Annotated in this window: 19 protein-coding genes; 12 read left to right on the plus strand and 7 right to left on the minus strand. The window is 73.0% G+C overall.

Features of this window, described 5'->3' with window-relative positions; all coding sequences use genetic code 11:
• The first annotated feature begins 133 nt into the window (after positions 1-133).
• Both ACFQ3T_RS03215 and ACFQ3T_RS03220 read left to right on the plus strand, forming a co-directional pair.
• A complete protein-coding gene (locus ACFQ3T_RS03215) occupies positions 134-2,710 on the plus strand; it encodes a CHAT domain-containing protein (RefSeq protein WP_380719561.1) in 2,577 nt (858 codons plus the stop codon).
• A gap of 105 nt (positions 2,711-2,815) precedes the next feature.
• The gene (locus ACFQ3T_RS03220; RefSeq protein ID WP_380719563.1) at positions 2,816-5,302 is read left to right on the plus strand and encodes a M14 family zinc carboxypeptidase; all 2,487 of its coding nucleotides are present in this window, start codon (positions 2,816-2,818) and stop codon (positions 5,300-5,302) included.
• A gap of 7 nt (positions 5,303-5,309) precedes the next feature.
• Here the strand turns inward: ACFQ3T_RS03220 and ACFQ3T_RS03225 are convergent, their stop codons facing one another.
• Positions 5,310-6,491 carry a PQQ-dependent sugar dehydrogenase gene (locus ACFQ3T_RS03225; RefSeq protein ID WP_380719565.1) on the minus strand — a complete coding sequence of 394 codons (1,182 nt, stop codon included), beginning with the start codon at positions 6,489-6,491 and terminating at the stop codon, positions 5,310-5,312.
• A 10-nt stretch (positions 6,492-6,501) separates the two neighbouring features.
• Complete coding sequence (locus tag ACFQ3T_RS03230) at positions 6,502-7,428, minus strand: alpha/beta fold hydrolase (RefSeq protein WP_380719567.1); 927 nt, start codon at positions 7,426-7,428, stop codon at positions 6,502-6,504.
• Positions 7,429-7,458: 30 nt separating this feature from the next.
• Between ACFQ3T_RS03230 and ACFQ3T_RS03235 the strand changes: the two genes are divergently transcribed.
• Positions 7,459-8,373, plus strand: coding sequence for a 2-hydroxyacid dehydrogenase (locus ACFQ3T_RS03235; protein ID WP_380719568.1), 915 nt, complete (start codon positions 7,459-7,461; stop codon positions 8,371-8,373).
• Positions 8,374-8,445: 72 nt separating this feature from the next.
• Complete coding sequence (locus ACFQ3T_RS03240) at positions 8,446-9,192, plus strand: DoxX family protein (protein WP_380719569.1); 747 nt, start codon at positions 8,446-8,448, stop codon at positions 9,190-9,192.
• Between the two features lie 150 nt (positions 9,193-9,342).
• Here the strand turns inward: ACFQ3T_RS03240 and ilvD are convergent, their stop codons facing one another.
• The 3 genes from ilvD to ACFQ3T_RS03255 form a co-directional block, all read right to left on the minus strand.
• Positions 9,343-11,187: a dihydroxy-acid dehydratase gene (gene ilvD, locus ACFQ3T_RS03245; RefSeq protein ID WP_380719570.1), complete on the minus strand. Its 1,845-nt coding sequence runs from the start codon at positions 11,185-11,187 to the stop codon at positions 9,343-9,345.
• 82 nt (positions 11,188-11,269) lie between these two features.
• The gene (locus tag ACFQ3T_RS03250) at positions 11,270-11,713 is read right to left on the minus strand and encodes a vitamin K epoxide reductase family protein (RefSeq protein ID WP_380719571.1); all 444 of its coding nucleotides are present in this window, start codon (positions 11,711-11,713) and stop codon (positions 11,270-11,272) included.
• Entirely contained in the window at positions 11,710-12,159 is a 450-nt protein-coding gene (locus tag ACFQ3T_RS03255) for a PH domain-containing protein (RefSeq protein ID WP_380719572.1), read from the minus strand. The genes ACFQ3T_RS03250 and ACFQ3T_RS03255 overlap by 4 nt, the downstream gene beginning before the upstream one ends.
• A gap of 287 nt (positions 12,160-12,446) precedes the next feature.
• On the opposite strand from ACFQ3T_RS03255, the gene ACFQ3T_RS03260 reads away from it, so the two are divergent.
• The 4 genes from ACFQ3T_RS03260 to ACFQ3T_RS03275 all read left to right on the plus strand — a co-directional run bounded on the left by ACFQ3T_RS03260 (position 12,447) and on the right by ACFQ3T_RS03275 (position 16,178).
• Positions 12,447-14,285, plus strand: coding sequence for an acetolactate synthase large subunit (locus tag ACFQ3T_RS03260; protein ID WP_380719573.1), 1,839 nt, complete (start codon positions 12,447-12,449; stop codon positions 14,283-14,285).
• 2 nt (positions 14,286-14,287) lie between these two features.
• A complete protein-coding gene (ilvN, locus tag ACFQ3T_RS03265) occupies positions 14,288-14,794 on the plus strand; it encodes an acetolactate synthase small subunit (protein ID WP_053723072.1) in 507 nt (168 codons plus the stop codon).
• A 31-nt stretch (positions 14,795-14,825) separates the two neighbouring features.
• Positions 14,826-15,839 carry a ketol-acid reductoisomerase gene (ilvC, locus tag ACFQ3T_RS03270; protein ID WP_073891639.1) on the plus strand — a complete coding sequence of 338 codons (1,014 nt, stop codon included), beginning with the start codon at positions 14,826-14,828 and terminating at the stop codon, positions 15,837-15,839.
• Between the two features lie 69 nt (positions 15,840-15,908).
• The gene (locus tag ACFQ3T_RS03275; RefSeq protein WP_380719574.1) at positions 15,909-16,178 is read left to right on the plus strand and encodes a DUF397 domain-containing protein; all 270 of its coding nucleotides are present in this window, start codon (positions 15,909-15,911) and stop codon (positions 16,176-16,178) included.
• Between the two features lie 36 nt (positions 16,179-16,214).
• Here ACFQ3T_RS03275 and ACFQ3T_RS03280 read toward each other — a convergent pair whose 3' ends face one another.
• Together ACFQ3T_RS03280 and ACFQ3T_RS03285 are read right to left on the minus strand one after the other, a co-directional pair.
• Positions 16,215-16,793, minus strand: coding sequence for a dihydrofolate reductase family protein (locus tag ACFQ3T_RS03280; protein ID WP_380719576.1), 579 nt, complete (start codon positions 16,791-16,793; stop codon positions 16,215-16,217).
• 79 nt (positions 16,794-16,872) lie between these two features.
• Positions 16,873-17,868 carry a zinc-dependent alcohol dehydrogenase family protein gene (locus ACFQ3T_RS03285; protein WP_380719577.1) on the minus strand — a complete coding sequence of 332 codons (996 nt, stop codon included), beginning with the start codon at positions 17,866-17,868 and terminating at the stop codon, positions 16,873-16,875.
• Between the two features lie 103 nt (positions 17,869-17,971).
• Here ACFQ3T_RS03285 and ACFQ3T_RS03290 point away from each other — a divergent pair, with 103 nt between their 5' ends.
• From ACFQ3T_RS03290 to ACFQ3T_RS03305, 4 genes are all read left to right on the plus strand, one after another.
• Positions 17,972-18,946, plus strand: a complete 975-nt coding sequence (locus tag ACFQ3T_RS03290) for an AraC family transcriptional regulator (protein ID WP_380719578.1) — start codon at positions 17,972-17,974, stop codon at positions 18,944-18,946.
• A gap of 176 nt (positions 18,947-19,122) precedes the next feature.
• A complete protein-coding gene (gene serA / locus ACFQ3T_RS03295) occupies positions 19,123-20,712 on the plus strand; it encodes a phosphoglycerate dehydrogenase (protein WP_380719580.1) in 1,590 nt (529 codons plus the stop codon).
• A 329-nt stretch (positions 20,713-21,041) separates the two neighbouring features.
• Complete coding sequence (locus ACFQ3T_RS03300; RefSeq protein ID WP_380719582.1) at positions 21,042-24,320, plus strand: S8 family peptidase; 3,279 nt, start codon at positions 21,042-21,044, stop codon at positions 24,318-24,320.
• 228 nt (positions 24,321-24,548) lie between these two features.
• Positions 24,549-25,586 carry a 3-isopropylmalate dehydrogenase gene (locus ACFQ3T_RS03305; protein ID WP_073891631.1) on the plus strand — a complete coding sequence of 346 codons (1,038 nt, stop codon included), beginning with the start codon at positions 24,549-24,551 and terminating at the stop codon, positions 25,584-25,586.
• Positions 25,587-26,069 lie beyond the last annotated feature (483 nt).

Below are 26,069 nucleotides of genomic sequence, written 5' to 3' on the forward strand. Positions count from 1 at the left end.
ACGCGGTACCGGGTGCCGCCGGCCGACTGGCCGGCGGCACCCGCTTGCCGCCTGTGATCTCATTATGACCGTGCCTGCGCAAACACCTGGTCGCAGACCACGCGAGACGCGCGGCGCGTCCGGACCGGACCAAGTGGTCAAGCGGGCCCGGCACTTGCACCGCAGCGCGTTGGACGCGGCCACCGCCGACCGCCACCCGTCCGCGATCCGGCAGATGCGCGCGGGGCTGGCGCTGTTGGAGACACCGGGCATCAACCCCCAGGAGCGGCTGGAGGTGCGCACCCGGCTGCTGAACACCCTGGCGTTCTGCCTGGCCGAGACGGGCAAGGTGGACGACGGCCTGACCCAGCTCGCGGGCGTCGACCAGGAGCTCGCCGGTCTGCGGGACGAGGCGCTGCGGGCGCACCTGTCCACCCTGGTCAACCTCAACCGCGCCGCCCTGCTGTGCCGGGTCGGCCGCATCGACGAGGGCATCGCCCAGCTGGACCGGGAGGTCGAGCGCAGCGGGCGCAGGCTCGCCGCGCACGCCGACCCGGAGTCCGTCGACCTGCTCGCGCTGGCGCTGTCCAACCGGGGCAACGCGCACGGCGAGGTGCACCGCCACGACAAGGCGGTCCGCGACCTGAACCGGGCGGTCGAGCTGGCCGACGCGCACGGCCTGCCGCTGCGCGCCGCGATCGCCAAGCACGCGCTGGGCAACGCGGTGCAGCGCGCGGGCGACATCCCGGCCGCCCTGCGCCACTACCACGAGGCCAACCGGGCGTTCCAGGAACTCGAACCCGGCCTGCTGCTGCGCCTGCGCATCGACCAGGCCGAGGCGATGATCAGCGTCGGGCTGGCCGACGAGGCGGGCCGGCTGCTGGACGAGGTGCTGCCGGACCTGCGCCGCCAGCGCATCGGCCAGGACGTCGCCGAGGCCGAGCTGTTCCGCGCGGCGGCGGCGCTGCAGGACGGCGACCTGGTGCTGGCGAAGCGGATGGCGAACTCGGCGCAGCGGAAGCTGGTCCGGCGCGGCAGCCCGGCGTGGGCGGCGGTGGCCGGGCTGATCGCGTTGCGGGTGGACGCGTCGCGCGCCCACGCGTCACGGCGGACGGTCGCCGGGGTGGTGTCGCGGGCCATCGCGCTGTCGGCCGAGCTGGCCGCGCTGAAGCTGTCGGACCAGGCCGCGTTCGCGCTGGTGCTGGCGGCCCGGCTGGAGGTCCGCCGGGGCGACCCCGACCGAGGCGCGGAGCTGCTGCGCAGCGTGCCGAAGTCGCGTCGGATCGCGCCGATCGACCACCGGATGCTGCTGCGGCTGTGCCGGGCCGAGCTGGCCCTGGCCCGCGGCAACCAGCGGGTGGCGTTGGCGCAGGCGAAGGCGGGCCTCGCGGAGCTGGGCCGGATGCGGGACCGGCTCGGCGGGCTGGAACTCGTGTCCGGCACCGCCGTGCACGGCCGCGAGCTGGGGGAGCTCGCCGTCCGGCTGGTGCTGGAGGGCGGCGACTCGCCGGCCAACGCCAAGCGCCTGTTCGGCTGGCTGGAGCAGACCAGGGCCCAGCTGTACCGGTACGACCCGGCCGAGTCCACTGTGGACTCCGAGGTGGGCGAGCGGATCTCCGAGGTGCGCCGGCTGAGCCGGGCCCTGCTGCGCGCCCGCCTCGACGGGCTGCCGACCGCCGAGCTGGAGGGCCGGCTCAAGGCGAGCCAGCGGGCCGCCACCCGGATGGGGTGGAGCGCGGGCCCGTGGGGCACGCCGCGCCCGGTCGTCACGTCGGACGAGGTGCTGGCCCGGCTGTGCGGGCGGGCGATGGTGAGCTTCGCGGTGTCCGACGACGAGCTGATCGCCGTGGTGCTGGCCGACGGGCGGGTGCGCATGGTGCGGCTCGGCTCGGCGGACGCCGTCACGGAGGGCGCGCGCCGCCTGCACGCCGACCTCAACGCGCTGGCCCCGGACCACCTCCCGCCGCCGCTGGTGGAGGTCATCTCGGCGTCCGCGCGCCGTGAGGCGGAGAAGCTGGACCGGCTGCTGCTGCGCCCGCTGGCGCCCATGATCGGCGACCGGGAGCTGGTCGTGGTGCCGACGGGCGCGCTGTACGTGGTGCCGTGGGGCGTGCTGCCGACGTGCGCGAACCGGCCGACCGTGGCCGTGCCGTCGGCGACCGCGTGGATGTCGGCCACCCGCGAGGACCGCGAGCTGGTCAACGGCGTGCTGCTCGTGCGCGGGCCCGGTCTGCAGGCCGCGCAGGGCGAGATCGACCGGCTCGCGGGCTACCACGGCGACGCGAAGCTGCTCGGCGTCACGGAGGCGCGGGTGAGCGCGGTGCTGGAGGCGTTGGACGGCGTGGAGCTGGCGCACATCGCCGCGCACGGCGAGCACGAGCCGGAGAACGCGCTGTTCTCGCGGCTGGAGCTGGTGGACGGCGCGCTGTTCGCGCACGAGGTGGGCCGGGTGCGCCGGCCGCCGCACCAGGTGGTGCTGGCCGCGTGCGAGCTGGCGCTCAACCGCGTGCGGCCGGGTGACGAGCCGCTGGGGTTCGCCGGCGCCCTGCTGGCCGGCGGCGCGCGGACGGTGATCGCCGCGTCGAGCCGGGTGGGCGACGAGCCGTCGGCGGCGGCCATGGCGGACTTCCACCGCAACCTGGCCGGTGGCGCGTCGCCCGCGGTCGCGTTGGCGGAGGCGGTGGCCGTGGACCCGCTGCGCCGCCCGTTCGTGTGCCTCGGCTCGGGCTGACGCCTCTGCCGACGGGGTGACCGACCGCTCGCCCGGTTGACGGAACGCACCGGACCGACTACGCAGGGTGCAGGAGTTCTTCGACGGTCGATCGGAGGCTGCCCGGTGCGCTCGGTGCTGCTCTCGCTGCTCCTGCTGGCCACGACGACCCCGCCCGTGACCGCCGCACCCGACGTCGGCCGGGCCGACCAGCCGGGCAACGGCCGCGAGCGCAACCAGGTCGCCGCCGTCGACCCGCCCCGCGACGCCTCCGCGCGGAACGCCGACTGGCCGGCCGCCAACCTCGGCTACCCGCGCCACACGCGCCTCCGCGTCCACCCGGAGGACCCGTCCGACCGGGCGATCAAGCTCGGTCTCGCGCCGTACCACTCGCTCGCGCCGCGCCTGGACGACCTCCAGCGCCGCAGCGACCGGGTGTCGGTCGAGGTCGTGGGCCGGTCGACCGCCGGCCGCGACCTCTACCTGGTCACGCTCACCGCGCCCGAGTCGCCGGCCGAGGCGCGCCGGCAGGACGCCTGGCGCGAGAAGATCGAGGACGACCCGGTCGCCGCGCGCCGCGACGTGCTGCTCCGCACCCTCTACAAGGCGCCGGTGTGGATCAACGCCAACATCCACGGCGACGAGTGGGAGGGCACGGACGGCGCGCTCCGCGTCGTCGAGGAGCTGGCCCTGGCCGCGGACCAGCCGACGCGGGACTTCCTGCGCCGCCACCGGGTCCACGCGACCCTCTCCGCGAACCCGGACGGGCGGGTGGCCGGCACGCGGTCCAACGCGGGCGGGTTCGACCTGAACCGGGACTTCGTCACGTCGTCGCAGCCGGAGACGCGGGCGCTGCGGGACGTGGTCCAGCGCGTCCAGCCGCTGCTCGTGCTGGACGAGCACGGGTACGTGGCGAACACGCTGATCGAGCCGACCACCCCGCCCCACGGGCAGAACCACGACCTCGACCTCCACCTCCGGCACGGCTACGCGGGCGGCCTGCGCATGGAGGACGCCGTGCAGGGCCTCGGCCACCCGGAGGCGGCGACACCCGAGATCCCGTTCCGCGACTACGAGCCGGGCGTGTGGGACGGCTGGGCGCCGATCTACACCGCGCAGTACTCGATGTACCACGGCGCGGTGGCCTACACGATCGAGATCCCCTTGCGGGTGAACCGGAACGACTACGTGACGCAGCCGGTGGCCGAGCTGCGCCGACGTGCGGCGATCAACACCGACGTGGTGGAGGCGACGATCCGCAGCGCGCTCGGGTACGTGGCCGAGAACCGGACCGCCCTCGTGGACAACCAGATCGAGGTGTTCCGGCGCGGCCACGCGGGCGAGCCGCTGCGGGCGCTGCCCGACGGGTTCGTGCCCGGCTTCGGCCCCGAGGACCGCTACACCACCGAGTTCCCGCTCGCGTACGTCGTGCCGGTCGGCGAGGCGCAGCGCTCCGGGCCCGCGGCCGCCCGGCTGGTCGACCACCTCGTGGCGCACGACGTGCGGGTGAAGCGGGCCGACCGGCCGTTCGCGCTCGCCGGCCGCGAGTACCCGGCCGGGTCGTACGTGGTGGACCTGCGCCAGCCGAAACGGGCCCTGGCCAACGTGATGCTGGAGGCCGGCCGCGACCTCTCGGACGACGTGCCGACCATGTACGACATCAGCGGGTGGAGCCACCGCCTGCTGTGGGGCGCCTCGGTGGACGTCGTGCGTGACGGGCCGGTGGACGTGCGCGGGCACGACGTGGCGGCGGCGTCGCCGACCGGGTCGGTGCGCGCGGGGCCGGGCCGCGACCTGGCGCTGTCCCTGGTGGACGGCAAGGACGCCGCGGCCGTGAACGACCTGCTGGGACGGGGGCTCGACCTCCGCCGCCAGGACGACGGCACGATCGTGGTGCCCGCGTCGGCACGGCCGGCGGCGGAGGAGGTGTCGGACCGGTACGGGGTCCGGTTCACCGCGGCGGAGCAGCCGGGCGGTGTGCCGCTGCGACGTCCGGTGGTGGCCGCGGCGGTGGCGTCGGACGAGCTGAAGGCGTTGCGGGACATGGGTTTCGACGTGCGCCCCGTGTCGACGGCCGTGCTGGACGCCGGGTTCGACCTGGCCGCGGTGGACGTGCTGGTCGTGTCGTCGGGGTTGCGGTACGACCGGCTGAACGCCGCCGCCAGGGCCGCCGTGGACGCGTTCCTCACCCGCGGCGGGGTCGTCACGCGGGGCGCCACGGGCGCCCGGTTCAACGCCGACGCCGGGGTGCTGCCGGTGCGCGCGGTCGCGGGGCGCGAGGACGCGAACGGCGTGGTCTCCGTGGTGGACGGCACGGGCGCCGTCGACCACTCGTTCGTGTACGCGCCGCACTGGTTCACCGACCTCGGGCCGGGCGTGGAGGCGCGGCAGCGGTACCGGGACCTCGTCGCCGGCCACTGGACCGCGCGCCCCGACGGGACGGGCGGCCAGGAGGAGGCGGCCGGTCAGGCGGCGGTCGTCGCGGGCACGTCGCCGCGCGGCGGCCGGGCGGTGCTGTTCGGCACCGAACCGCTGTTCCGCGATCACCCGAAGGGGTTGTACCGGCAGGTCGCGGACGCGATCTACCGCACCGCGGGCGCCCGGGGCGACTGAGCGGCGGTCAGTCCTTGCTGTCCGGCGGGCCACCGTCGCGGACGATGATCACCACGCGGTCGTCGCTGGACACCGGCGTGCCGCCCGGGTTCTTGTTCACCGTGCCGACCAGCGCGGTCGTGTCGTCCAACGCCACCATCGGCCCGAGCCGGCCGTAGCCGTCCTCGCCGGTCAGACCCGGTTCGGGCTTGCCCGTGAAGCTGCCGTCGGGGTTCATCGGCAACGTCAGCGTGCCCGGCGTGCCGCCCGTCGCCAGCCACACCACGTTCGACAGCGACGCGCACCCGCCGAGACCCGGCCGCTCCGGCCACGACCACGCCGCGTCGCCCAGCGGCTTGCCCGGCTGCACCCGGTACAGCAGGTCCGCCGACGCGCCCGCGTCGGTCACCCACGTCTTCGAGCCGTCACCCGCCACGCACAGCCCGCCCGGCGACCGCAGCCCGCTCTCCAGCACCCGCGACCCCGGGGTCGGGTTGCCGCGCGCCGGCTGGCCCGCGCCGTCGATCCGCAGCACCTTCCCGGCCAGCGAGTCGGGGTTGGCCGCCAGCGCCGGGTTGCCCGCGTCGCCGGTCGCCACGAGCAGCGCGCCCGTCGTGTCGTGGGCCAGCGCGCCCCGGTTGCCGGCCGGGCCCTTCGGAATGCCGGTCAGCACCGGTTTCGGCACGTCGCCCGGCGCGATCCGCATCACGCGGTTGTCGGTCGCGGTGGTCACGTACACGTACACCAGCTGGTCCTCGGGGTACGTCGGCGACAGCGCGAGACCGCTGAGGCCGCCGTCGCCGGAGGCGTCCACGTCGAACTTGGCCACCTCGACCGGGTCGACGTCCTTGGTCACCCGCAGCAGCCGCCCGGTGGCGCGCTCGGTCGCCAGGGCGGTCACCGCGCCGGTCGTCTGGTTCACGTCGATCAGGGCCACCCCGGACACGGGGTTCAGGCACGTGCCGACCACGGCCGGGCTGAAGTCCTTGCAGCCCTGGGGCGGCGGCACCGTCGACTGCTGCCCCGGCTGCTGGCCCTGACCAGGGCTCTTCGGCAGTTCACCGGGCAGTTCCGGCACCGGTCCGGCCTGCGGCGTCAGCTGCGGCGCGGCGCTCCAGCCCTCCGGCGCCGGCTGCTCGGGGAAGCTCGCGCAGCCCGCGGCCAGCAGGCCGAGGGCCGACCCGATCAGCAGTCCACGCAGTCGCGACACGGAACCCAGGTTAGGCGCGCGGCCGTGAACGCGACGTGAGCGCCCCCGCCGCGACGGCGTCCGCGACGTGCTCCGGTGCGTCCGCGCCGAGGTCCGCGCCGGGGCGGGCCTCGGCGTCCACGGCGCGCCGCACCGCGTCGGCCCGGTCGAGCAGGAGCGCCAGCTCCTCCACCACGACCCGGGGGTTCTCCAGCGGCAGGAAGTGGGTGTTCGGCAGCAGTCGCACCCGTGCCTGGGGCAGCCCGGCCACCGGCGTGACCACGCCCTCCGGCGCGGCCAGGAAGTCGTACCGGCCGGCCAGGACCGTGGTGGGGCACGTCACGCCGGTCAGGTCCAGCCGGGGCGTGCGGCCGAGCGCCAGCGCCAGCGTGCAGTACCAGCGCCAGTCGTGCCCGAGGTACCGCCGCACCGACTCGACCAGCGGCCCGCCGACGGTCGGCACCGGCACCCGGTGCAGCACGGCGTCCAGCAGCGGCCCGGCCGCCTTCAACGCGGTCACCCCCGCCACCCCGAGCAGCCGCCGCAGCTCCACCGGCAGGCCCGGCACGCCGAGGAAGCCCGCGAACGAATCACCCGGCGCGCCCGTCACCAGCATCAGGCCGGTCACCCGTTCGGGGTGCCGCAGGGCCAGTTCAGCGGCCACCGTCACGCCCATCGACCAGCCCATCACCACGCACCGGTCGACGCCCGCGCCGTCGAGCACGGCCAGCGCGTCGGCGACGTGGTCCGCCAGTTCGACGCGGCTCGGGTCGGCCGGCCGGTCGGAGTCCAGCGTGCCGCGGTGGTGCCAGGTGTGCACGCGCGCCCCCGGCAGCTCCGGCCACACCGCCGGCGCCGCGCCGAGGCCGGGGCTCAGGAGCACGTCCGGACCGTCCGCGTCGGTCCGCCACACCCTGATCCGCGTGCCGTCCGCGGAGATGACGTCGTGCTCCCGCATGGCGGCAAGTGTGCCGTAACCTGCGCACCCGTGAGCCTCACCGTTCTGGTCCCCGACGACCTCGGCGTCCACGTGCTGTCCGACGTGGAGGGTGTGCAGCCGGTCCGCTACGAGCCCGGGCAGCCGCTGCCCCCCGAGGCCGCGCGGGCGGAAGTGCTGGTGCCCAAGTTCCTGCACGGCACCGACCCCCGCGACGTGTTCGCGCAGCTGCCGTCGCTGAAGCTGGTGCAGCTGCTGTCGGCGGGCGCCGAGAGGTTCGTCGGTGTCGTACCCGAAGGGGTGATGCTGTCGACGTGCCGCGGCGCGCACGGCGGCAGCACCGCGGAGTGGGCCATCGGCGCGCTGCTCGCCATCTACCGGGACTTCCCGGTGTTCGAGCGGGCCCGGCAGGAGCGGCGCTGGGACTACCACCTCACCGAGACGTTGCAGGGCAAGCGGGTGCTCGTGGTCGGCGTGGGCGACCTCGGCGAGCAGTTCCGGCGGCGGCTGGAGCCGTTCGACGCGACGGCGACCCTGGTCGGCCGCACCGCGCGGCCCGGCGTGCACGGCGTGGACGAGCTGCCCGACCTGCTCGGCGGGTTCGACGCGGTGCTGGTCGTCGTGCCGCTGACCGAGGAGACCACCGGGATGGTGGACGCGAAGTTCCTCTCCCGGATGAAGGACGGCGCGATCCTGGTCAACGCGGCCCGCGGCGCGGTGGTCGACACGGACGCGCTCGTCGCCGAGCTGACGTCCGGGCGGCTGCGCGCGGCGCTCGACGTGACCGAGCCCGAGCCGCTGCCCCCGGACCACCCGCTGTGGACCGCGCCGGGCCTGTTCCTCACCCCGCACGTGGCCGGCAGCTGCACGGGGCACGCCGAGCGCGCGTACGCCGTGGTGGCCTCCGAGCTCGCCCGGTTCGCGCGCGGTGAGTCGCCGGCGAACCTCGTCAAGGGCGATTATTAGCCCGTTCGGGTGAACGAACGCGGCGAAACGGACGCTCGCGGACGTCCTCCGAACCTCCTAACGTGCGGGTGCGTGGCTACTCACGACGACCGCTCGAAGGCTTCGGGCGGCTACTCCGACGACGGGTACTACTCCACGAGTGGCGTGGGCGGAGGAGTGCACCACTTCGACGACGGCACCCGCACCATCCAGCGCGACGCCTTCCCCGGCGACGCCTTCGACAAGGACACCAAGAGCTTCGACTCCACCGGGTACACGCCGGTGGCGGACCTGGACGACAAGTCCTCCCACTACGACACGTTCGACGACGAGGACGAGCGCAAGCCGTTCGGCTGGACCGCGAGCGCCGACATCGGCCTGCTCGTGCTGCGGCTGGCGCTGGGCGGGGCGTTCGTGGTGCACGGCCTGCAGAAGGTGTTCGGCCTGTTCGGCGGGCCGGGCATCGACGGGTTCACCCGGTACCTGCAGTCGGCCGGGTTCCGCGAGGCGCGCATCCTCGCCTGGGTCACCGGCGTCACCGAGCTGGGCGGCGGCGCCCTGCTGGTCCTCGGCCTGTTCACGCCGCTCGCGGCGGCCGGCGTGCTCGGGGTGATGGCCAACGTCATCGCGCTGAAGTACCGGGGCGGCTACTTCGCGCCCAACGGCGTCGAGCTGGAGGCCGCGTACGCGGCGATGGCGTTCGCCGTGCTGTTCGCGGGCCCCGGCCGGGCGGCGATCGACCACAACCGCAGCTGGTTCCGCCACCCGCTGCTGTCCGGCTTCCTCTGCCTCCTGGTCGCCGCCGGCGCGACCGCGGCGACCCTCTACGTGTTCCGTTGACATTGCCGCTGCTCCGCAGACGGCGGGCTCGGTCGCCTGGAAGTCGACCGTTCGCGCCTGATTTCCCGGCGATCGAAAAGCGTGATCGCCGGGAAATGAGTCGCGAACGGTCGACGCGACCTCGCGTGGTGGTCCGGAGAGAACCGGCCGCTACTTGTTCACGTCGCGGACTGCGCCGGTGGAGGCGTCGGTCGCCATGCGGGCGTAGGCGCGCAGCGCCGCCGTCACCGGGCGGACCCGGTCCACCGGCTGCCACGGCCGCTCGGACGCCTCCATCTTCGCCCGCCGCTCGGCCAGCACCGAGTCGTCCACCAGGAGTTCCAGGCGGCGCTCGTGGATGTCGATCAGGATGCGGTCGCCGTCCTGGACCAGGCCGATCACGCCGCCGCCCGCCGCCTCCGGCGAGACGTGGCCGATGGACAGGCCCGACGTGCCGCCGGAGAACCGGCCGTCGGTGATCAGGGCGCACTTGCGGCCCAGCCCCGCGCCCTTCAGGAACGCGGTCGGGTGCAGCATCTCCTGCATGCCCGGACCGCCCGCCGGGCCCTCGTAGCGGACCACGAGGACGTCACCGGGCTGGATCTCCTTCTTCAGGATCACCGAGACGGCTTCCTCCTGGGACTCCACCACCCGCGCCGGACCCTCGAAGTGCCACAGCTCCTCGTCGATGCCCGCCGCCTTGATCACCGCGCCGCGCTCGGCCAGGTTGCCGTGCAGCACGGCCAGGCCGCCGTCCTTGGTGTACGCGTGCTCGACGTCGCGGATGCAGCCGCCGGCCGCGTCCGTGTCCAGCTTCGACCACCGGTTGGACGTGGAGAACGCCTGCGTCGTGCGCACCCCGCCGGGCGCGGCGTGGAACAGCTCGATCGCCCGCTGCGACGGCGACTCGGCGCGGACGTCCCACTCGCCCAGCCACGACGCGATGTCCGGGCTGTGGACGGTGTGCACGTCCTCGTTCAGCAGGCCGGCGCGCCACAGTTCACCCAGCAGGGCGGGGATTCCACCCGCCCGGTGGACGTCTTCCATGTGGTAGTCCGAGTTCGGCGACACCTTCGACAGGCACGGCACCCGCCGGCTCAGCGCGTCGACGTCCGCGAGCGTGAAGTCGACCTCGCCCTCCTGCGCGGCGGCGAGGATGTGCAGCACGGTGTTCGTGGAGCCGCCCATCGCCATGTCCAGCGCCATGGCGTTCTCGAACGCCTTGCGGTTGGCGATCGACCGCGGCAGCACCGACTCGTCGTCCTGCTCGTAGTACCGCTGGCACAGGTCCACGATGGTGCGGCCGGCCTCGGCGAACAGCTCGCGGCGCGCCGAGTGCGTGGCCAGCGTGGAGCCGTTGCCCGGCAGCGCCAGGCCCAGCGCCTCGGTGAGGCAGTTCATGGAGTTCGCGGTGAACATGCCCGAGCACGACCCGCAGGTCGGGCACGCCGACCGCTCGACCTCGGCCAGCCCGGCCTCGTCCACGTCCGGCGACGCCGACGCGGAGATCGCGGTGATCAGGTCGGTCGGCGCGACGGCGACGCCGTCCACCACGACCGCCTTGCCGGCCTCCATCGGCCCGCCCGACACGAACACCACCGGGATGTTGAGCCGCATCGCCGCGTTGAGCATGCCCGGCGTGATCTTGTCGCAGTTGGAGATGCACACGATCGCGTCGGCCTGGTGCGCGTTGACCATGTACTCGACCGAGTCGGCGATGATCTCGCGCGACGGCAGCGAGTACAGCATCCCGCTGTGCCCCATGGCGATGCCGTCGTCGACCGCGATGGTGTGGAACTCGCGCGGCACCCCGCCCGCCTCGCGGATCGCCTCGGCCACGATGTCGCCGAGGTCGCGCAGGTGCACGTGCCCCGGCACGAACTGCGTGTAGGAGTTGGCGATGGCCACGATCGGCTTGCCGAAGTCGCTGTCGGTCATGCCGGTCGCGCGCCAGAGCGCGCGGGCCCCCGCGGCGTTGCGGCCGTGGGTCGTGGTGCGGGAACGGAGCGGTGGCACGGCTCCTCCAGAAGTCTTTGCCAGGAGATTCGCGAACGACGCGCGCGAGGGGTGAGGGCGCGGGAAGGGCGGGAGCGGTGCCTCAGAGGTTACTCCGCCGCAACGCGCCGACGACCAGCACGGCGGCGAGCGCGAGTGTGATGACGTGCACGGCCGTGCACCACAGGCAGATCTTCCCGATCAGCAGGAACTCGGCGGCCACCAGGTACACGACGAACAGCACGCCGACGCCGGCCGACACGAGGCGCGCCCAGTGCAGCGCCTCGCTGCGCCACGCGAACGGCAGCGACGCGACGGTCAGGAACGCGAAGAACGCGAGGCCGAGGACGGCGACCGGGACGCCGAGCAGCTCGGACTGCTCGCTGGTCGTCACCGTGCCGCAGTCGATCACCTCGCCCTCGGCGCACAGCAACGCGCCCGCGCTGAAGTGCGCGACGGTGAGGTAGGCGGACACGGCCAGTCCGGCGAGGGACAGCAGGAGGCTGGTGACCGGCACCCAGCCGGACGTCCGAGTGTTCGAGCTCACTCCTCGGACCTTAGGGAAGGCGGCGTTGCGTCCTGGTCAGGCGCGGCGGGGCTGTCGGCCGGGTCGGCGGGCCGCGCCGCGGTGGTCGGGTCCGCCACACGACCGCCGCTGACCTGCGACAACATCGGCAGGTGCGCCGCGCGGACCGCGGGCAGCCGGACCAGCGAGCCGTCCGTGAGCACCGCCGACAACCACCCCTTCGGCACCACCTTGATCGCCTTCACGTCCGTCCACGCGACGACCCGCCCGCCGAACGTGCTCCGCACCGCGATCCGCTCGCGGTCCACGGTCGTCCGGTTCCGCAGGACCCACCAGGCGAACGCGGCCGGCAGCAGGTAGAGGGCCTGCAGACCCGGCGCGGCCCACGCGACGGGGGTGGCGCAGATGGCCGCGGCGAGCGCGGCGAACAGGGCGGGCGTGGGGATGCGGAACACGGCTTTCGGCACGTCGCCAGATGCTGCCACCGGTCGCCTGAGCGGGTGACTCCGACCCACGTCCGCGCACCTCGCGGCTTCCACCATCCGGGAGTGCCGTCCCGCACAGTTGACGCTCAACGCCCTTGACGGTTAACGTCAGGGCCATGCAGCGCAACCTCGTTCTCGTACTTCCCAGGCGCGTCGACGCCTAGGCATTCGAGCTTGCGTCGACGCGCGACCCTCGTCCGGCCCGTTCGGGTTGGCGAGGGTTTTTTCGTGCCCGGACCGTGCATTCTCCTTACCCACGAGGCAGACAGATGACCAGCGCAACCTCGCGACCCGCTCCCGGTGAGCCGGCGTCGCCCCGCCCTGGACCGCGGCCGAAACCGGCCCCGCCGAGCGGCGCTCCCGTCCGCATGACCGGTGCCCAGTCCCTCGTCCGCTCCCTCGAAGCGGTGGGCTGCGAGGTGGTCTTCGGCATCCCCGGCGGCACGATCCTGCCTGCCTACGACCCGCTCCTGGACTCCACCAAGGTGCGCCACATCCTGGTCCGCCACGAGCAGGGCGCGGGCCACGCCGCCACCGGCTACGCCCAGGCCACCGGCAAGGTCGGCGTCTGCATGGCGACCTCGGGGCCCGGCGCGACGAACCTCGTCACGCCCCTCGCGGACGCCAACATGGACTCCGTCCCGGTGGTCGCCATCACCGGCCAGCAGTCCCGCCCGCTGATCGGCACCGACGCGTTCCAGGAAGCGGACATCTGCGGCATCACGATGCCGATCACCAAGCACAACTTCCTCGTCACCGACGCCGCGGACGTCCCGCGCGCCATCGCCGAGGCGTTCCACCTGGCCTCCACCGGCCGACCCGGCCCCGTCCTGGTGGACATCCCCAAGGACGTGCTCCAGGAGATGACCTCGTTCTCCTGGCCGCCGGAGCTGCGCCTGCCCGGCTACCGGCCGACGACCCGGCCGCACGGCAAGCAGGTGCGCGAGGCCGCGAAGCTGATCGCCGCGGCCCGCCGCCCCGTCCTGTACGTCGGCGGCGGCGTGATCAAGGCCGAGGCGTCGGCCGAGCTGCTGGCGCTGGCCGAGTCCACCAACATCCCGGTGGTCACCACGCTGATGGCGCGCGGCGCGTTCCCGGACTCGCACCCGCAGCACCTGGGCATGCCCGGCATGCACGGCACGGTCTCCGCGGTCGCCGCGATGCAGAAGTCGGACCTGCTGATCGCCCTCGGCGCCCGGTTCGACGACCGGGTCACCGGCCAGCTGTCGACGTTCGCGCCGGACGCGCAGGTCGTGCACGCCGACATCGACCCGGCGGAGATCTCGAAGAACCGCCGCGCGGACGTCCCGATCGTGGGCGACTGCAAGGAGATCATCGGCGAGCTGGTCGACGCGGTGCGGGTGGAGAAGGAGAACGCGGCCCGCACCGTGGACCTGACGCCGTGGTGGGAGCAGCTGAACGCGCTGCGCGAGACGTTCCCGCTCGGCTACGACTGGCCCGAGGACGGCACGCTGTCCCCGCAGTACGTGATCGAGCGGATCGGGGCGCTGACCCCGCCGGACACCCTGTTCACCGCGGGCGTCGGCCAGCACCAGATGTGGGCCGCGCAGTTCGTGAAGTACGAGCGGCCGCGCACGTGGATCAACTCCGGCGGCCTCGGCACGATGGGGTACGCGGTGCCCGCCGCGATGGGCGCGAAGGCGGGCGTGCCGGACGTCCAGGTGTGGGCGATCGACGGCGACGGCTGCTTCCAGATGACCAACCAGGAGCTGGCCACCTGCGCCATCGAGGGCATCCCGATCAAGGTCGCCGTCATCAACAACGGCAACCTGGGCATGGTCCGCCAGTGGCAGACGCTGTTCTACGGCGAGCGCTACTCCAGCACCGACCTGGGCACGCACAAGCACCGCATCCCCGACTTCAAGCTGCTCGCCGAGGCCTACGGCTGCGCCGGCCTGCGCGCCGAGTCGCGCGAGGAGGTCGACGCGGTCGTCCAGAAGGCCATGGAGATCAACGACCGGCCGGTCGTCATCGACTTCGTGGTCGGCAAGGACGCCCAGGTGTGGCCGATGGTCGCCGCGGGCACGGGCAACAGCGAGATCATGGCCGCGCGTGGCATCCGCCCGCTGTTCGACGAGGACGAGTGACGATGACTAGGCACACCCTGAGCGTTCTGGTCGAGGACAAGCCCGGCGTCCTCGCCCGGGTGGCGGGCCTGTTCTCGCGGCGCGGCTTCAACATCGAGTCGCTCGCGGTCGGCCGCACCGAGCACCCCGACATCTCCCGGATGACCATCGTCGTGTCGGTGGACGAGCTGCCGCTGGAGCAGGTCACCAAGCAGCTCAACAAGCTCATCAACGTCATCAAGATCGTCGAGCTGGAGCCCGCCGCGTCGGTCCAGCGGCAGCTCCTGCTCGTCAAGGTGCGCGCCGACGCCACGGTGCGCAGCCAGGTGCTCGAGACGGTGCAGCTGTTCCGCGCGAAGGTCGTCGACGTCTCCCCGGAGGCGGTCACCGTCGAGGCCACCGGCACGTCTGAGAAGCTCGACGCGCTGCTGCGGATGCTGGAGCCCTACGGGCTCCGCGAGATCGTCCAGTCCGGCATGGTCGCCATCGGCCGTGGCGCCCGCTCCATCACCGCGACCGCGGTGCGCTGATTTTCCGGTTCCGAGGAAGGAAGTACCACCAGTGAGCGTCGAGATCTTCTACGACGACGATGCCGACCTGAGCATCATCCAGGGGCGCAAGGTCGCGGTCATCGGTTACGGCAGCCAGGGCCACGCGCACGCGCTGAGCCTGCGCGACTCCGGCGTCGACGTCCGGATCGGCCTCCCCGAGGGCTCGAAGTCCCGCGCCAAGGCCGAGGAGGAGGGCCTGCCCGTCGGCACGCCCGCCGAGGTCTCGGCCGAGGCCGACCTGATCATGATCCTGGCGCCCGACACCGCGCAGCGGCACATCTACGCCAACGACATCGCGCCGAACCTGAAGGACGGCGACGCGGTCTTCTTCGGCCACGGCTTCAACATCCGCTACGGCCTGATCACCGTGCCGTCCAACGTGGACGTCGCCATGGTCGCGCCGAAGGGCCCGGGCCACCTGGTCCGCCGCCAGTTCGTGGACGGCAAGGGCGTGCCCGCGCTGATCGCGGTCGAGCAGGACGCCTCCGGCAACGCGCAGGCGCTCGCCCTGTCCTACGCCAAGGGCATCGGCGGCACGCGCGCGGGCGTCATCAAGACCACGTTCAAGGAGGAGACCGAGACCGACCTGTTCGGTGAGCAGGCCGTCCTCTGCGGTGGCGCGTCCGCGCTGGTGCAGGCCGGTTTCGAGGTGCTGACCGAGGCGGGCTACGCCCCCGAGGTCGCCTACTTCGAGTGCCTCCACGAGCTGAAGCTCATCGTGGACCTGATGTACGAGGGCGGCATCGCCCGCATGCGCTACTCGATCTCCGACACCGCCGAGTACGGCGACCTGACGCGCGGACCGCGCGTGGTCACCCCCGCGGTCAAGGAGGAGATGCGCAAGATCCTGGGCGAGATCCAGGACGGCACCTTCGCCACCGAGTGGGTGAACGAGGACGACGCCGGCCGCGGCAACTACAAGAAGTTGCAGCAGGAGGGCGAGCAGCACCCGATCGAGGAGGTCGGCAAGAAGCTGCGCGGCCTCATGTCGTGGGTCGACCGCCCGATCACCGAAACCGCCTGAGACCAGCGGTACCACCCCTCGGAGCCCGCAGTGTCCCCGGACGCTGCGGGCTCCGGTATACCTAGGCGCATGACCGACAGCGCGCCCATCTACGACGACAAGGCCCACGTGCGGGGCAACCTCGACCTCACCGGCGCCGAGTGGATCCGCAGCGACGAGGGCGCGGAGGAGGAAGAGGAGCACGTCGAGATCGCGTTCGTCGAGCACACCGATGGCGTGACGTACACGGCGATGCGCAACTCCGCCCACCCCGAGGGCCCGGTGCTCGTCTTCACGCCGGCCGAGTGGGAGGCGTTCGTCCTCGGCGTCAAGGACGGCGAGTTCGACGAACCCTGGTAGCCGCCCGCGGGGACTCGGCGACTCCCGGACGAGCGCTCAGCGCCTCGTCTCGTACCTGGTCATGACCACGCCGCCGGGGAACGTCCGCGTCTCCACCAGCTTCAGCTTCACCCAGCTGTCCAGCGCGGGGAAGAGCGGCGTGCCGCCACCCACCAGGACCGGGTAGGTGACGACCTCGTACTCGTCGACCAGCCCGGCGCGCACGGCCGCCCGGGCGAGCGTCGCGCCACCGACCCTCATGGGCCCGCCGTCCTCGGCCTTGAGCCGGGTGATCTCCGCGACCGCGTCGCCGGTGACCAGGCGGGCGTTCCAGTCGACGGCGTCGATCGTCGAGGAGAACACCACCTTCGGCGTGTCCCGCCAGTTCCGCGCGAACGCGATCTCCGCCGGGGTGGCGTCGGGCTTCTGGTCTCCGGTCGGCCAGTGGGAGCTCATCGCCTCCCAGAGCTTCCGCCCGTACAGCATCAGGTCGATCCCCAGCTCCCGCTCGAGCCACCACTGGAACAGCTCGTCGCCCGACCCACCGTCGTCCGCGGCGCCCCAGCCGATGTCGTCGCCGGGCGCCGCGATGTAGCCGTCGAGGGTCAGGTTCATGCCGTAGACCAGTTTCCGCATGGCGCCAGCCTTCCGTGTGCCGGTCCTGCGCGCACGGGCCGGGTACCGCGGGAAACACCGGTGCGCGGCCCCCGGCCGGTCAGTGCCGCACGGTGACGACGACCTTGCCGACCTGGTCGTTCGACTCCAGGTGGCGGTGGGCCGCGACGATGTCGGCGAGGTCGAAGGTCCGGTCGACGACCGGGGTCAGCGTGCCGGCGCGCAGCGCGGCCTCGACGAAGGCCCGCGCGCGGGCCAGGCGCGCGGCGTCACCGGTGACGAGGTCCACGGCGAAACCGTGGATGTTCAGCGGCCAGTTCAGCGGCAGGGGAGCGGGTTCGCGGTCGAGCCACCCGTAGACGACGAGCAGGCCGCAGGCCGCCACGGTCTGGGCGACCTCGGCCAAGCCGGGCCCCGCGACGGCGTCGAACACGACTCGCGCGCCCCGGCCGTCGGTGACGGCGCGCACCCGCTCGACCAGGTCGCCACCGTCCGTCGTGATGACGTGCGCGGCCCCCTCCCGCGCCAGTCGCGCCGCCTTGGCGGCGGTCCGCGTGACGGCGATGGGCACCGCGCCGAAGTGGTTGGCCACCTGGATCGCCGCGAGCCCGACCGAGCTCGACGCGGCGGTGACGAGGACGTGGTCGCCCGGCTCGACCCGGCCCACCTCCACCAGTGCGCCGTAGGCGGTCAGGGACGACGTCCACAGGGCCGCGCCGGTGACGGCGTCCACCCCGGCCGGACGCCTGATGAGCGCTCGGGTCGGCACGGTGGCGAAATCGGCGTAGACACCGTTGCGGGACATGTGCCCGTCACCGATGACGCTGACCGCGTCGCCGGGGGCGAAGTCCTCCACACCGGGGCCCACGCCGTCGACCTCGCCGGCAGCCTCGAAGCCGATCCGGGAACCGGGGAGCGCGGGCTGGTAGTAGTAGTGGCCCGCGCGGAAGAGCGCCTCGGCCCGGTTCAGCCCGATGGCGTCGACGCGGACGCGGACCTCGCCGGGACCGGGCGGGTCGAGGCGGGTGTCCTCGACCTCCAGCACCTCCGGGCCGCCGAGTTCGTGGAAGCGCACCGTTCGTGCGTGTGTCGTCATGCCGGTCACGCTAGGAGCCGACCGTGAGACGTTCCATGTCCTGGAGTCTCAGCCTTTTGTCCGAGCGTCTCACGTCACGGACGCACGGATAAGATCGGGTGGCATGGACGTCCTCAGCGACGCGATCACCGCCATGCGGACGGGGCGGCCGCACTCGTCGCTCACCTCGCTGGCCGCACCGTGGGCGCTGCGGTTCGGCGCTTCCGACGGGGCGGGGTTCCACGTCGTGCTGCGCGGCTCGTGCCGGCTCATCCCGCCCGGAGGCGACCCGGTCCCGCTGTCGCCGGGCGACGTGGTGTTCCTGCCCCACGGCCGGGGCCACACCGTCGCCGACGACCCGGCGACGCCCTCGGTCGACGTCGTCCAGGCCCCGGACGGAAGCTGGGCGGAGACCGAGGACGTCCCGCCGGGCGACGGGCCGACCACCGTGCTGCTGTGCGGCTCCTACCGGCTCAACCGGGCCCGGGCGCACCCGCTGCTCACCGGGCTGCCGGAGGTGGTCCACGTCCCGGCCCGGATGGGCTCGCACCCCGCGCTGCGCGCCGCCGTCGACCTGCTGGGCGGCGAGCTGGAACGGCCGGGACCCGGCTCGGACGCCGTGGTGCCGGCGCTGCTCGACACCCTGCTGCTCTACATCCTGCGCGCCTGGCTGCACGACCACTCCGCGACCGCGGTCACCGGCTGGGCCGCGGCCCTCGCCGACCCGGCCCTCGCCGACGCGCTGCACGCGGTGCACGGCGATCCCGCCCACCCGTGGACGGTGCGGGAGCTCGCCGCGCGCGCCGGCCTGTCCCGCGCGACCTTCGCGCGACGGTTCACGGCGGTCGTGGGGCAACCGCCCCTGGCGTACCTGACCTGGTGGCGGATGACCGTGGCCCGCCGCCTGCTGGCCACGAGCGACGTCCCGCTGCGCGCGGTCGCCCGGGAAGGCGGCTACTCCTCGGAGTTCGCGTTCGCCAAGGCGTTCAAGCGGGAGTTCGGCCAGTCGCCCGGCGGCTACCGCAGGGCGTTCGCCGAACGCCCTGCGCCGGACTCGCGCTCCGCCGGGGACCCGCGGCCGCCCGGGGTGTCCTTGTAGGACGCGCGTACCGCATTCCAGCAGGTGAAACGGGACACCCGGGTGGTGAGCGCCCGGTGGGCGCTGACTATGCTCGTTAACAACCCGGACACATTGCCGTGGCCGGCCGGCGCGGGTGACGACCTGCTCGACGGCCCCGCGCTCCCCACCCGTTCACACCACCGGGAGCGACGTCCGTGACCAAGCCCGTTGTCCTCATCGCCGAGAAGCTCGCACCGTCCGTTCTCGACGTCTTCGGTGATGGCATCGAGGTGCGCCACGTCGACGGCACCGACCGTCCCGCGCTGCTCGAAGCCGTCGCCGACGCCGACGCCCTCCTGGTCCGCTCCGCCACCAAGGTGGACGCCGAGGTCTTCAAGGCCACCACCAAGCTGAAGGTCGTCGCCCGCGCGGGCGTCGGTCTGGACAACGTCGAGGTGCCCGCCGCCACCGAGCGCGGCGTGATGGTCGTCAACGCGCCCACCTCGAACATCGTCAGCGCCGCGGAGCACGCGGTCGCGCTGCTGCTCGCCACGGCCCGCCAGATCCCGGCCGCGCACGCCACGCTGCAGAACCACGAGTGGAAGCGCAGCAAGTTCAACGGCGTCGAGGTGCAGGGCAAGACCGTCGGCGTGGTGGGCCTGGGCAAGATCGGCCAGCTGTTCGCCGCCCGGATCGCCGCCTTCGGCACCGAGCTCATCGCGTACGACCCGTACGTCAGCGCCGCCCGCGCCGCGCAGCTCGGCATCGAGCTCGTGACGCTGGAGGAGCTGCTGGAGCGCGCCGACTTCATCTCGATCCACCTGCCGAAGACGCCGGAGACCAAGGGCCTCATCGGCGCCGAGCAGCTGGCCAAGGCCAAGCGCGGCGTCATCATCGTCAACGCGGCCCGCGGCGGTCTCGTCGACGAGGAGGCGCTGGCGGAGGCCGTGAAGGAGGGCCAGGTCGGCGGCGCGGGCATCGACGTGTTCTCCACCGAGCCCACCACCGAGAGCCCGCTGTTCGGCCTGCCGAACGTCGTGGTCACGCCGCACCTGGGCGCGTCCACCACGGAGGCGCAGGACCGGGCGGGCACGGACGTGGCCAAGTCGGTGCTGCTGGCGCTGGCGGGCGACTTCGTGCCGGACGCGGTGAACGTGCAGGGCGGCGGCGTGGTCGGCGAGGAGGTCCGCCCGTACCTGCCGCTGGTGCAGAAGCTCGGCACGGTGGTCGCGGCGCTGAGCGCGAAGGCGCCCACCAACGTCACGATCGAGGTGCGCGGCGAGCTGTCCAACGAGGACGTCGCGGTGCTGCCGCTGGCCGCGCTGCGCGGCGTGTTCTCCAGCGTGGTCGAGGAGCAGGTCACGTTCGTCAACGCCCCGGCGCTGGCGAACGCGCTCGGCGTCGGCGTCGACCTGGTGAAGGAGCCGGAGAGCGCCAACCACCGCAGCCTCGTCACGGTGCGCGCGGTGCAGGCGGACGGCGCGGTCATCACGGTGTCGGGCACGCTCACGGGCCTCGACCAGGTGGAGAAGCTGGTCGGCATCAACGGCCGCGGCTTCGACCTGCGCGCCGAGGGCAACGTGCTGCTGCTGGAGTACCCGGACCGGCCGGGCGTGATGGGCACCGTCGGCACGCTGCTCGGCGAGGCCGGGGTGAACGTCGAGGCCGCGCAGATCAGCCAGACGAAGGACGGCGCGGACGCGTTCATGCTGCTGCGCGTCGACCGCCCGGTGGACACCGCGGTGCTCGACCCGATCGGCGCGGCCGTGGGCGCGCGCACCGTGCGCTCGGTCAACTTCGACTGATCGGCGTCGCGCGGACGTCCCCGTGACGGAGTAACGCCGTCGGGATCTGTGGAGGTATATCGCCGCAGGTCCCGGCGGCGTCACACTTAACCGTTAGTCGTTAAATCTGTGGGCGTCGTCACTCGTTCGGACTAATTGATCGGCTCTGTCGAGGGATTAGGTTCCCTCCCACGAGGTTGACCCGGTGCCGTAGAGGGCACGGCACCATGCGGGCAGTTCCCCTGATCCGGATGCGACGCTGCCTGCCCGGTCGAATCCGACCTCGGTTGGGGCACGTAGTGAGCCGATCTCGCGTTGTCGCCAGATCTGCCGTCCCGGTGCTGGCCGCGATGCTCGTCGCGAGCGCCACCACCGGCACGGCGCTGGCCGCGGAAGATCCACTGGCACCGTCCGTCGCGAGCGCGCGCGGGCTGGACGCGGACACGTTGCGGTTGAAGGTGTCCGACCGGCTGACCGCCGCGAAGGGCCGCGTCACCGCGTTCGTGGAGCTGGAGGCCAAGCCGGCCGTCGACACGTTCGTCGAGCAGACCGGCAAGGGCGCGTCCAAGCAGCAGGCCAAGGACGCCGCCAAGGCGACCAAGAACGACACCGGCCGGGTCGCCGACCTCGTGGTCACCGACCTCCGGGGCAAGGACTCGGCCACCAAGGAGCTGTACCGGACCGCCAACGGCGTTCCCGGCGTGGTCGTGCGGGCCGACGCCGCCAAGGTGCGCGAGCTGGCCCGGCGCGGTGACGTGAAGTCCGTCCGCACCGTGGTGCCGAAGACCCGCCAGAACTCCACCGCCGTGCAGCTCACGAACACGCTCAAGGCGTGGCAGCAGTACGGCAAGCTCGGTGACGACACCCGCATCGGCATCATCGACACGGGCATCGACTACACCCACAGCGACTTCGCGGGCCCCGGCACCATCGAGGCGTTCAAGGCGATCGACGAGACCAAGGTCGACGCGTCGTACTTCCCGACCGCCAAGGTCGTCGGCGGCTACGACTTCGTCGGCAACGCCTACGACGGCGCCAGCGACGACCCGGCCGTGAACACCCCGAAGCCGGACCCCAACCCGCTCGACTGCAACGGCCACGGCACGCACGTCGCCGGCACCGCGGCGGGCTTCGGCGTCAACGCCGACGGCAGCACCTTCAAGGGCGACTACACCAAGCTCACCCCGGAGGCGCTGGACGCCATGCGCATCGGGCCCGGCACCGCGCCGAAGGCCCTGCTGTACGCGCTGAAGGTGTTCGGCTGCGACGGCTCGACCAACGTCACCGCGCAGGCCCTCGACTGGTCGCTCGACCCCGACGGCGACGGCGACTTCTCCGACCACCTCGACGTGGTGAACCTGTCGCTGGGCTCCGACTACGGCGCCCCGGACGACCCCGACAGCCTGTTCGTGCGCAAGCTCAACGCCTCCGGCGTGCTGACCGTGTTCTCCGCGGGCAACGGCGGCGACCTGTACGACATCGGCGGCTCGCCGGGCAGCACCCCCGAGGCGCTGACCGTGGCCAGCACCCGTGACGCGTACGTGCTGCGCGACGCGGTCGAGGTCACCGCGCCGGCCGGGTCGGCGGGCAAGAAGCCGGGCCAGTACAGCGTGGCGTTCGACTACGAGGGCCTGGAGCGGACCGCTCCCGTCGTGGCCATGGGCGACGCGGCCAACAAGGACGGCTGCCTGCCGTTCTCGGCCGCGGACAAGGCCGCCGTCGCGGGCAAGATGGTCTGGCTGGAGTGGGACGACAACGACGCCACGCGTCGCTGCGGCTCGGTCGGCCGCACCAACAACGCCACCGCCGCCGGCGCCGTCGGCGCGGTGTTCACGTCGAACCTGGAGCACTTCAACGCGGGCATCTCCGGCAACGCGTCGATCCCGGTCTTCCAGTTCACCGGCACCGCCACCGCGGCGCTGCGCCCGGCGCTCGCCGCGGGCACGCTGGTGGTCCGCCAGTCGGGCGACCTGCGCACCTCGCTGCCGACGTTCGACCAGTCGATCAGCGACACGCCCAGCTCGTTCACCTCGCGCGGCGTGCGCGGCCCGGTCGTGAAGCCGGACGTCGCGGCGCCCGGTGACTCGATCGCCTCGGCGCTGGTCGGCTCGGGCGACAAGACGATGGTCAACTCCGGCACGTCGATGGCCGCCCCGCACATCTCCGGCGTCGCGGCGCTCGTGCGCCAGGTCCACCCGGACTGGACGCCGGAAGAGGTCAAGGCCGCGGTCATGAACTCCGCCGGCGCGGACGTGAAGGCCGGCGGCGAGACCTACGCGCCCAACCGCGTCGGCGCGGGCCGGGTCGACGGCAAGGCCGCCGTCGAGAACCAGGTCCTCGCGTACGTGCAGGACGACCCGGGCGCCGTGTCCGCGTCGTTCGGCACGGTCGAGGTGGCGCAGCCCGTGTCGCGGACCAAGACCATCAAGGTGGTCAACAAGTCGGCCGGCGCGGTGGACTACAAGGTCGGCTACGAGGCCCTGACCGAGATCCCCGGCGTGCGGTACGACCTGTCCGCCACGACGGTGCGGCTCAGCCCGCGCGGCACCGCCCGGATCACCGTGACGCTGAAGATCGACGACCCGGCCGCCCTGCGCAAGACGGTCGACCCGACGATCGAGGCGAACCACCTCGACGTGCCGCGCCAGTTCCTGGCCGACGCGTCCGGCCGGGTCGTGCTCACGCCGACGAAGGGCGCGACGGTCCCGCTGCGCGTGCCGGTGTACTCGGCGCCGAAGCCGGTGGCCGACATCAGCGTGCCGAGCAGCGTCCGCGTCACCGGCGCCGGCCAGGGCGTGCTGAACCTGACCGGCCGCGGCGTCGACCAGGGCGCGTACCGGTCGCTGGTGAGCGTCCTGGAGCTCCAGGCGTCCTCGCCGCGGCTGCCCGAGTGCCGCCGCAACGTCACCACCAACTGCGTCCTGAACGACACCGCCAAGGGCGGCGACCTGCGGCACGTCGGCGTCACGTCGACCGCGCCGCTGGCCAAGGCGCAGGGCAAGCCGGAGCAGTCGCTGCTCGCGTTCGGCCTGTCGACCTGGGGCAACTGGTACAACCTCGGCAGCAACACCATCCCGTTCGTCGACATCGACACCGACGGCGACGGGGCGTTCGACTACGAGGTCTACGCGACCAAGCTCACCGACACCGACCTGCTGGTCGCGGCCACCGTCGACCTGAAGACCGGCGACACCGTCGACCTGCAGGGCGTCAACGGCCAGTTCGGCGACGTGGACACCAACGTGTTCGACACCAACGTGGTCGTGCTGCCGGTGCTGCTGTCGGCGCTCGGCATCGACCCGTCGGCGGACACGTCGCGGATCGCGTACCAGGTGGGCGTGGCCGGCTTCTACGTCGCGCCGGGCACCTCCAACGGCCTGGTCGACTCCATCCCGAACGCGCTGTCGTTCGACCCGCTCAAGCCGGGCCTGTGGGTGCAGGGCGGCGGCGACGCCGCGCTGTCCTACCAGGCTCGCCCCGGCACCGCGCTGGTCGTCAACCGCGACGCCGGGTCGCTCGCGGCCGACGGCGCGGACAGCCTGCTCGTCCTGCACCACCACAACGCCACCGGCGACAAGGCGGACGTGGTGAAGGTGCGGGCCAGGTCGGGGAACCGCACGGCGGACTGATCACGCCTCATCGCTCTGGCCGGTCGGGGGTTGCCCCGGCCGGCCAGAGCCGTTTACGCACATCGGGTGACGACCGAACGGGGGCACTGAACCGTTCGGGTGTCCCGCAGTCCGGGAGATATGGCCACGGAGGGGTGTTCCGAGTGCGGTTTCACGCCGTGGGACCGGTAGCCTTTCGCAATGGAAACTAGTCCCGCGCAATGGGACTGATACCTGGGAGGTGTGTGGATGCGGCTCGCAGTGATCCCAGGAGACGGGATCGGGCCCGAGGTCGTCGCCGAGGCCCTGAAGGTTCTCGGTGAGGTCGTTCCCGCGGCTGAGATCACCCGCTACGACCTCGGCGCGGCGCGCTGGCACGCCACAGGTGAGTTGCTGCCGGAGTCCGTGCTCGGGGAACTCCGCCAGCACGACGCGATCCTGCTCGGCGCCGTGGGCGACCCGTCGGTGCCCAGCGGAATCCTGGAGCGCGGTCTGCTGCTCCGGCTCCGGTTCGAGCTCGACCACCACGTGAACCTGCGCCCGGCCCGGCTGTACCCCGGCGTGCGCAGCCCGATCGCCGACCCGCCGGAGATCGACATGGTGGTGGTGCGCGAGGGCACGGAGGGCCTGTACGCCGGCAACGGCGGGCTCTTGCGGAAGGACACGCCGCACGAGATCGCGACCGAGGTGTCCATCAACACCTCGTTCGGGGTGGAGCGGGTGGTGCGCGACGCGTTCGCGCGCGCCGCGAACCGGCCGCGCAAGCACCTCACGCTCGTGCACAAGACCAACGTGCTCACGCACGCCGGGTCGTTGTGGTCGCGGGTGGTGGAGGAGGTGTCGCTGCAGCACCCCGACGTGACGGTGGCCTACCAGCACGTGGACGCGGCGACGATCCACCTGGTGACCGACCCGGGCCGGTACGACGTGATCGTGACGGACAACCTGTTCGGCGACATCCTGACCGACCTGGCGGCGGCGGTGACCGGTGGCATCGGTCTCGCGGCGTCCGGGAACCTCGACGTGACCCGGCGCAACCCGAGCATGTTCGAGCCGGTGCACGGCAGCGCGCCGGACATCGCGGGCCAGGGCATCGCCGACCCGACCGCCGCGGTGCTGTCGGTCGCGCTGATGCTCGACCACCTGGGCGAGTCGGAGGCGGCGCGCCGGATCGAGGCGTCGGTGGCGTTCGACCTGGCCACCCGCGACCACTCGTCGCCGGGCGCGACCTACGCGGTGGGCGACCGCCTGGCCGCGCTGGTGTCGTCGAACGTCAGGACCGCCTGACGGCGGGCGTTCGACGCCGAGAGCACGTGATCAGGGCCACCGCGACGAGTTCGTGGTGGCCCTGGTCGTGTCCGGGGCCGTAGGGTCGCCGTTGCCGCCCGTGGGGGAAGTCCGGTCGAATTCCGGCGCTGACCCGCAACGGTAGGCCGAGCGCGACGCTCGGCGAGCCCGATCACCCGTGGGCGGTGGGAAGTCGCTCCACTCCTGCCGTGGTCTGCGGGACGGGTGCGCCGGGCCTGCCACGAGCGGAGCCGGCCGACCGGTCGAGGCCACCTGCCCGAAAGGCGCCCGGTGACCCCACCCAGCAGTCGGCCCGCGACCGACGGCACCCCGCCACCCACACCGACCCCCACCACGCCGGGCCAGGCGCCGCCGAACGCCCCCGCGCCGAGCCCAGCCGCCCCGAGCGGGCCGTCGCACGACGTTCCCGCCGGTCAGACCACCGCCGGGCACGCCGCTGAGGGCCACGCCACCGCCGGCCAC

The organism is Saccharothrix hoggarensis (assembly GCF_042678885.1).
Lineage (GTDB): Bacteria > Actinomycetota > Actinomycetes > Mycobacteriales > Pseudonocardiaceae > Actinosynnema > Actinosynnema hoggarensis.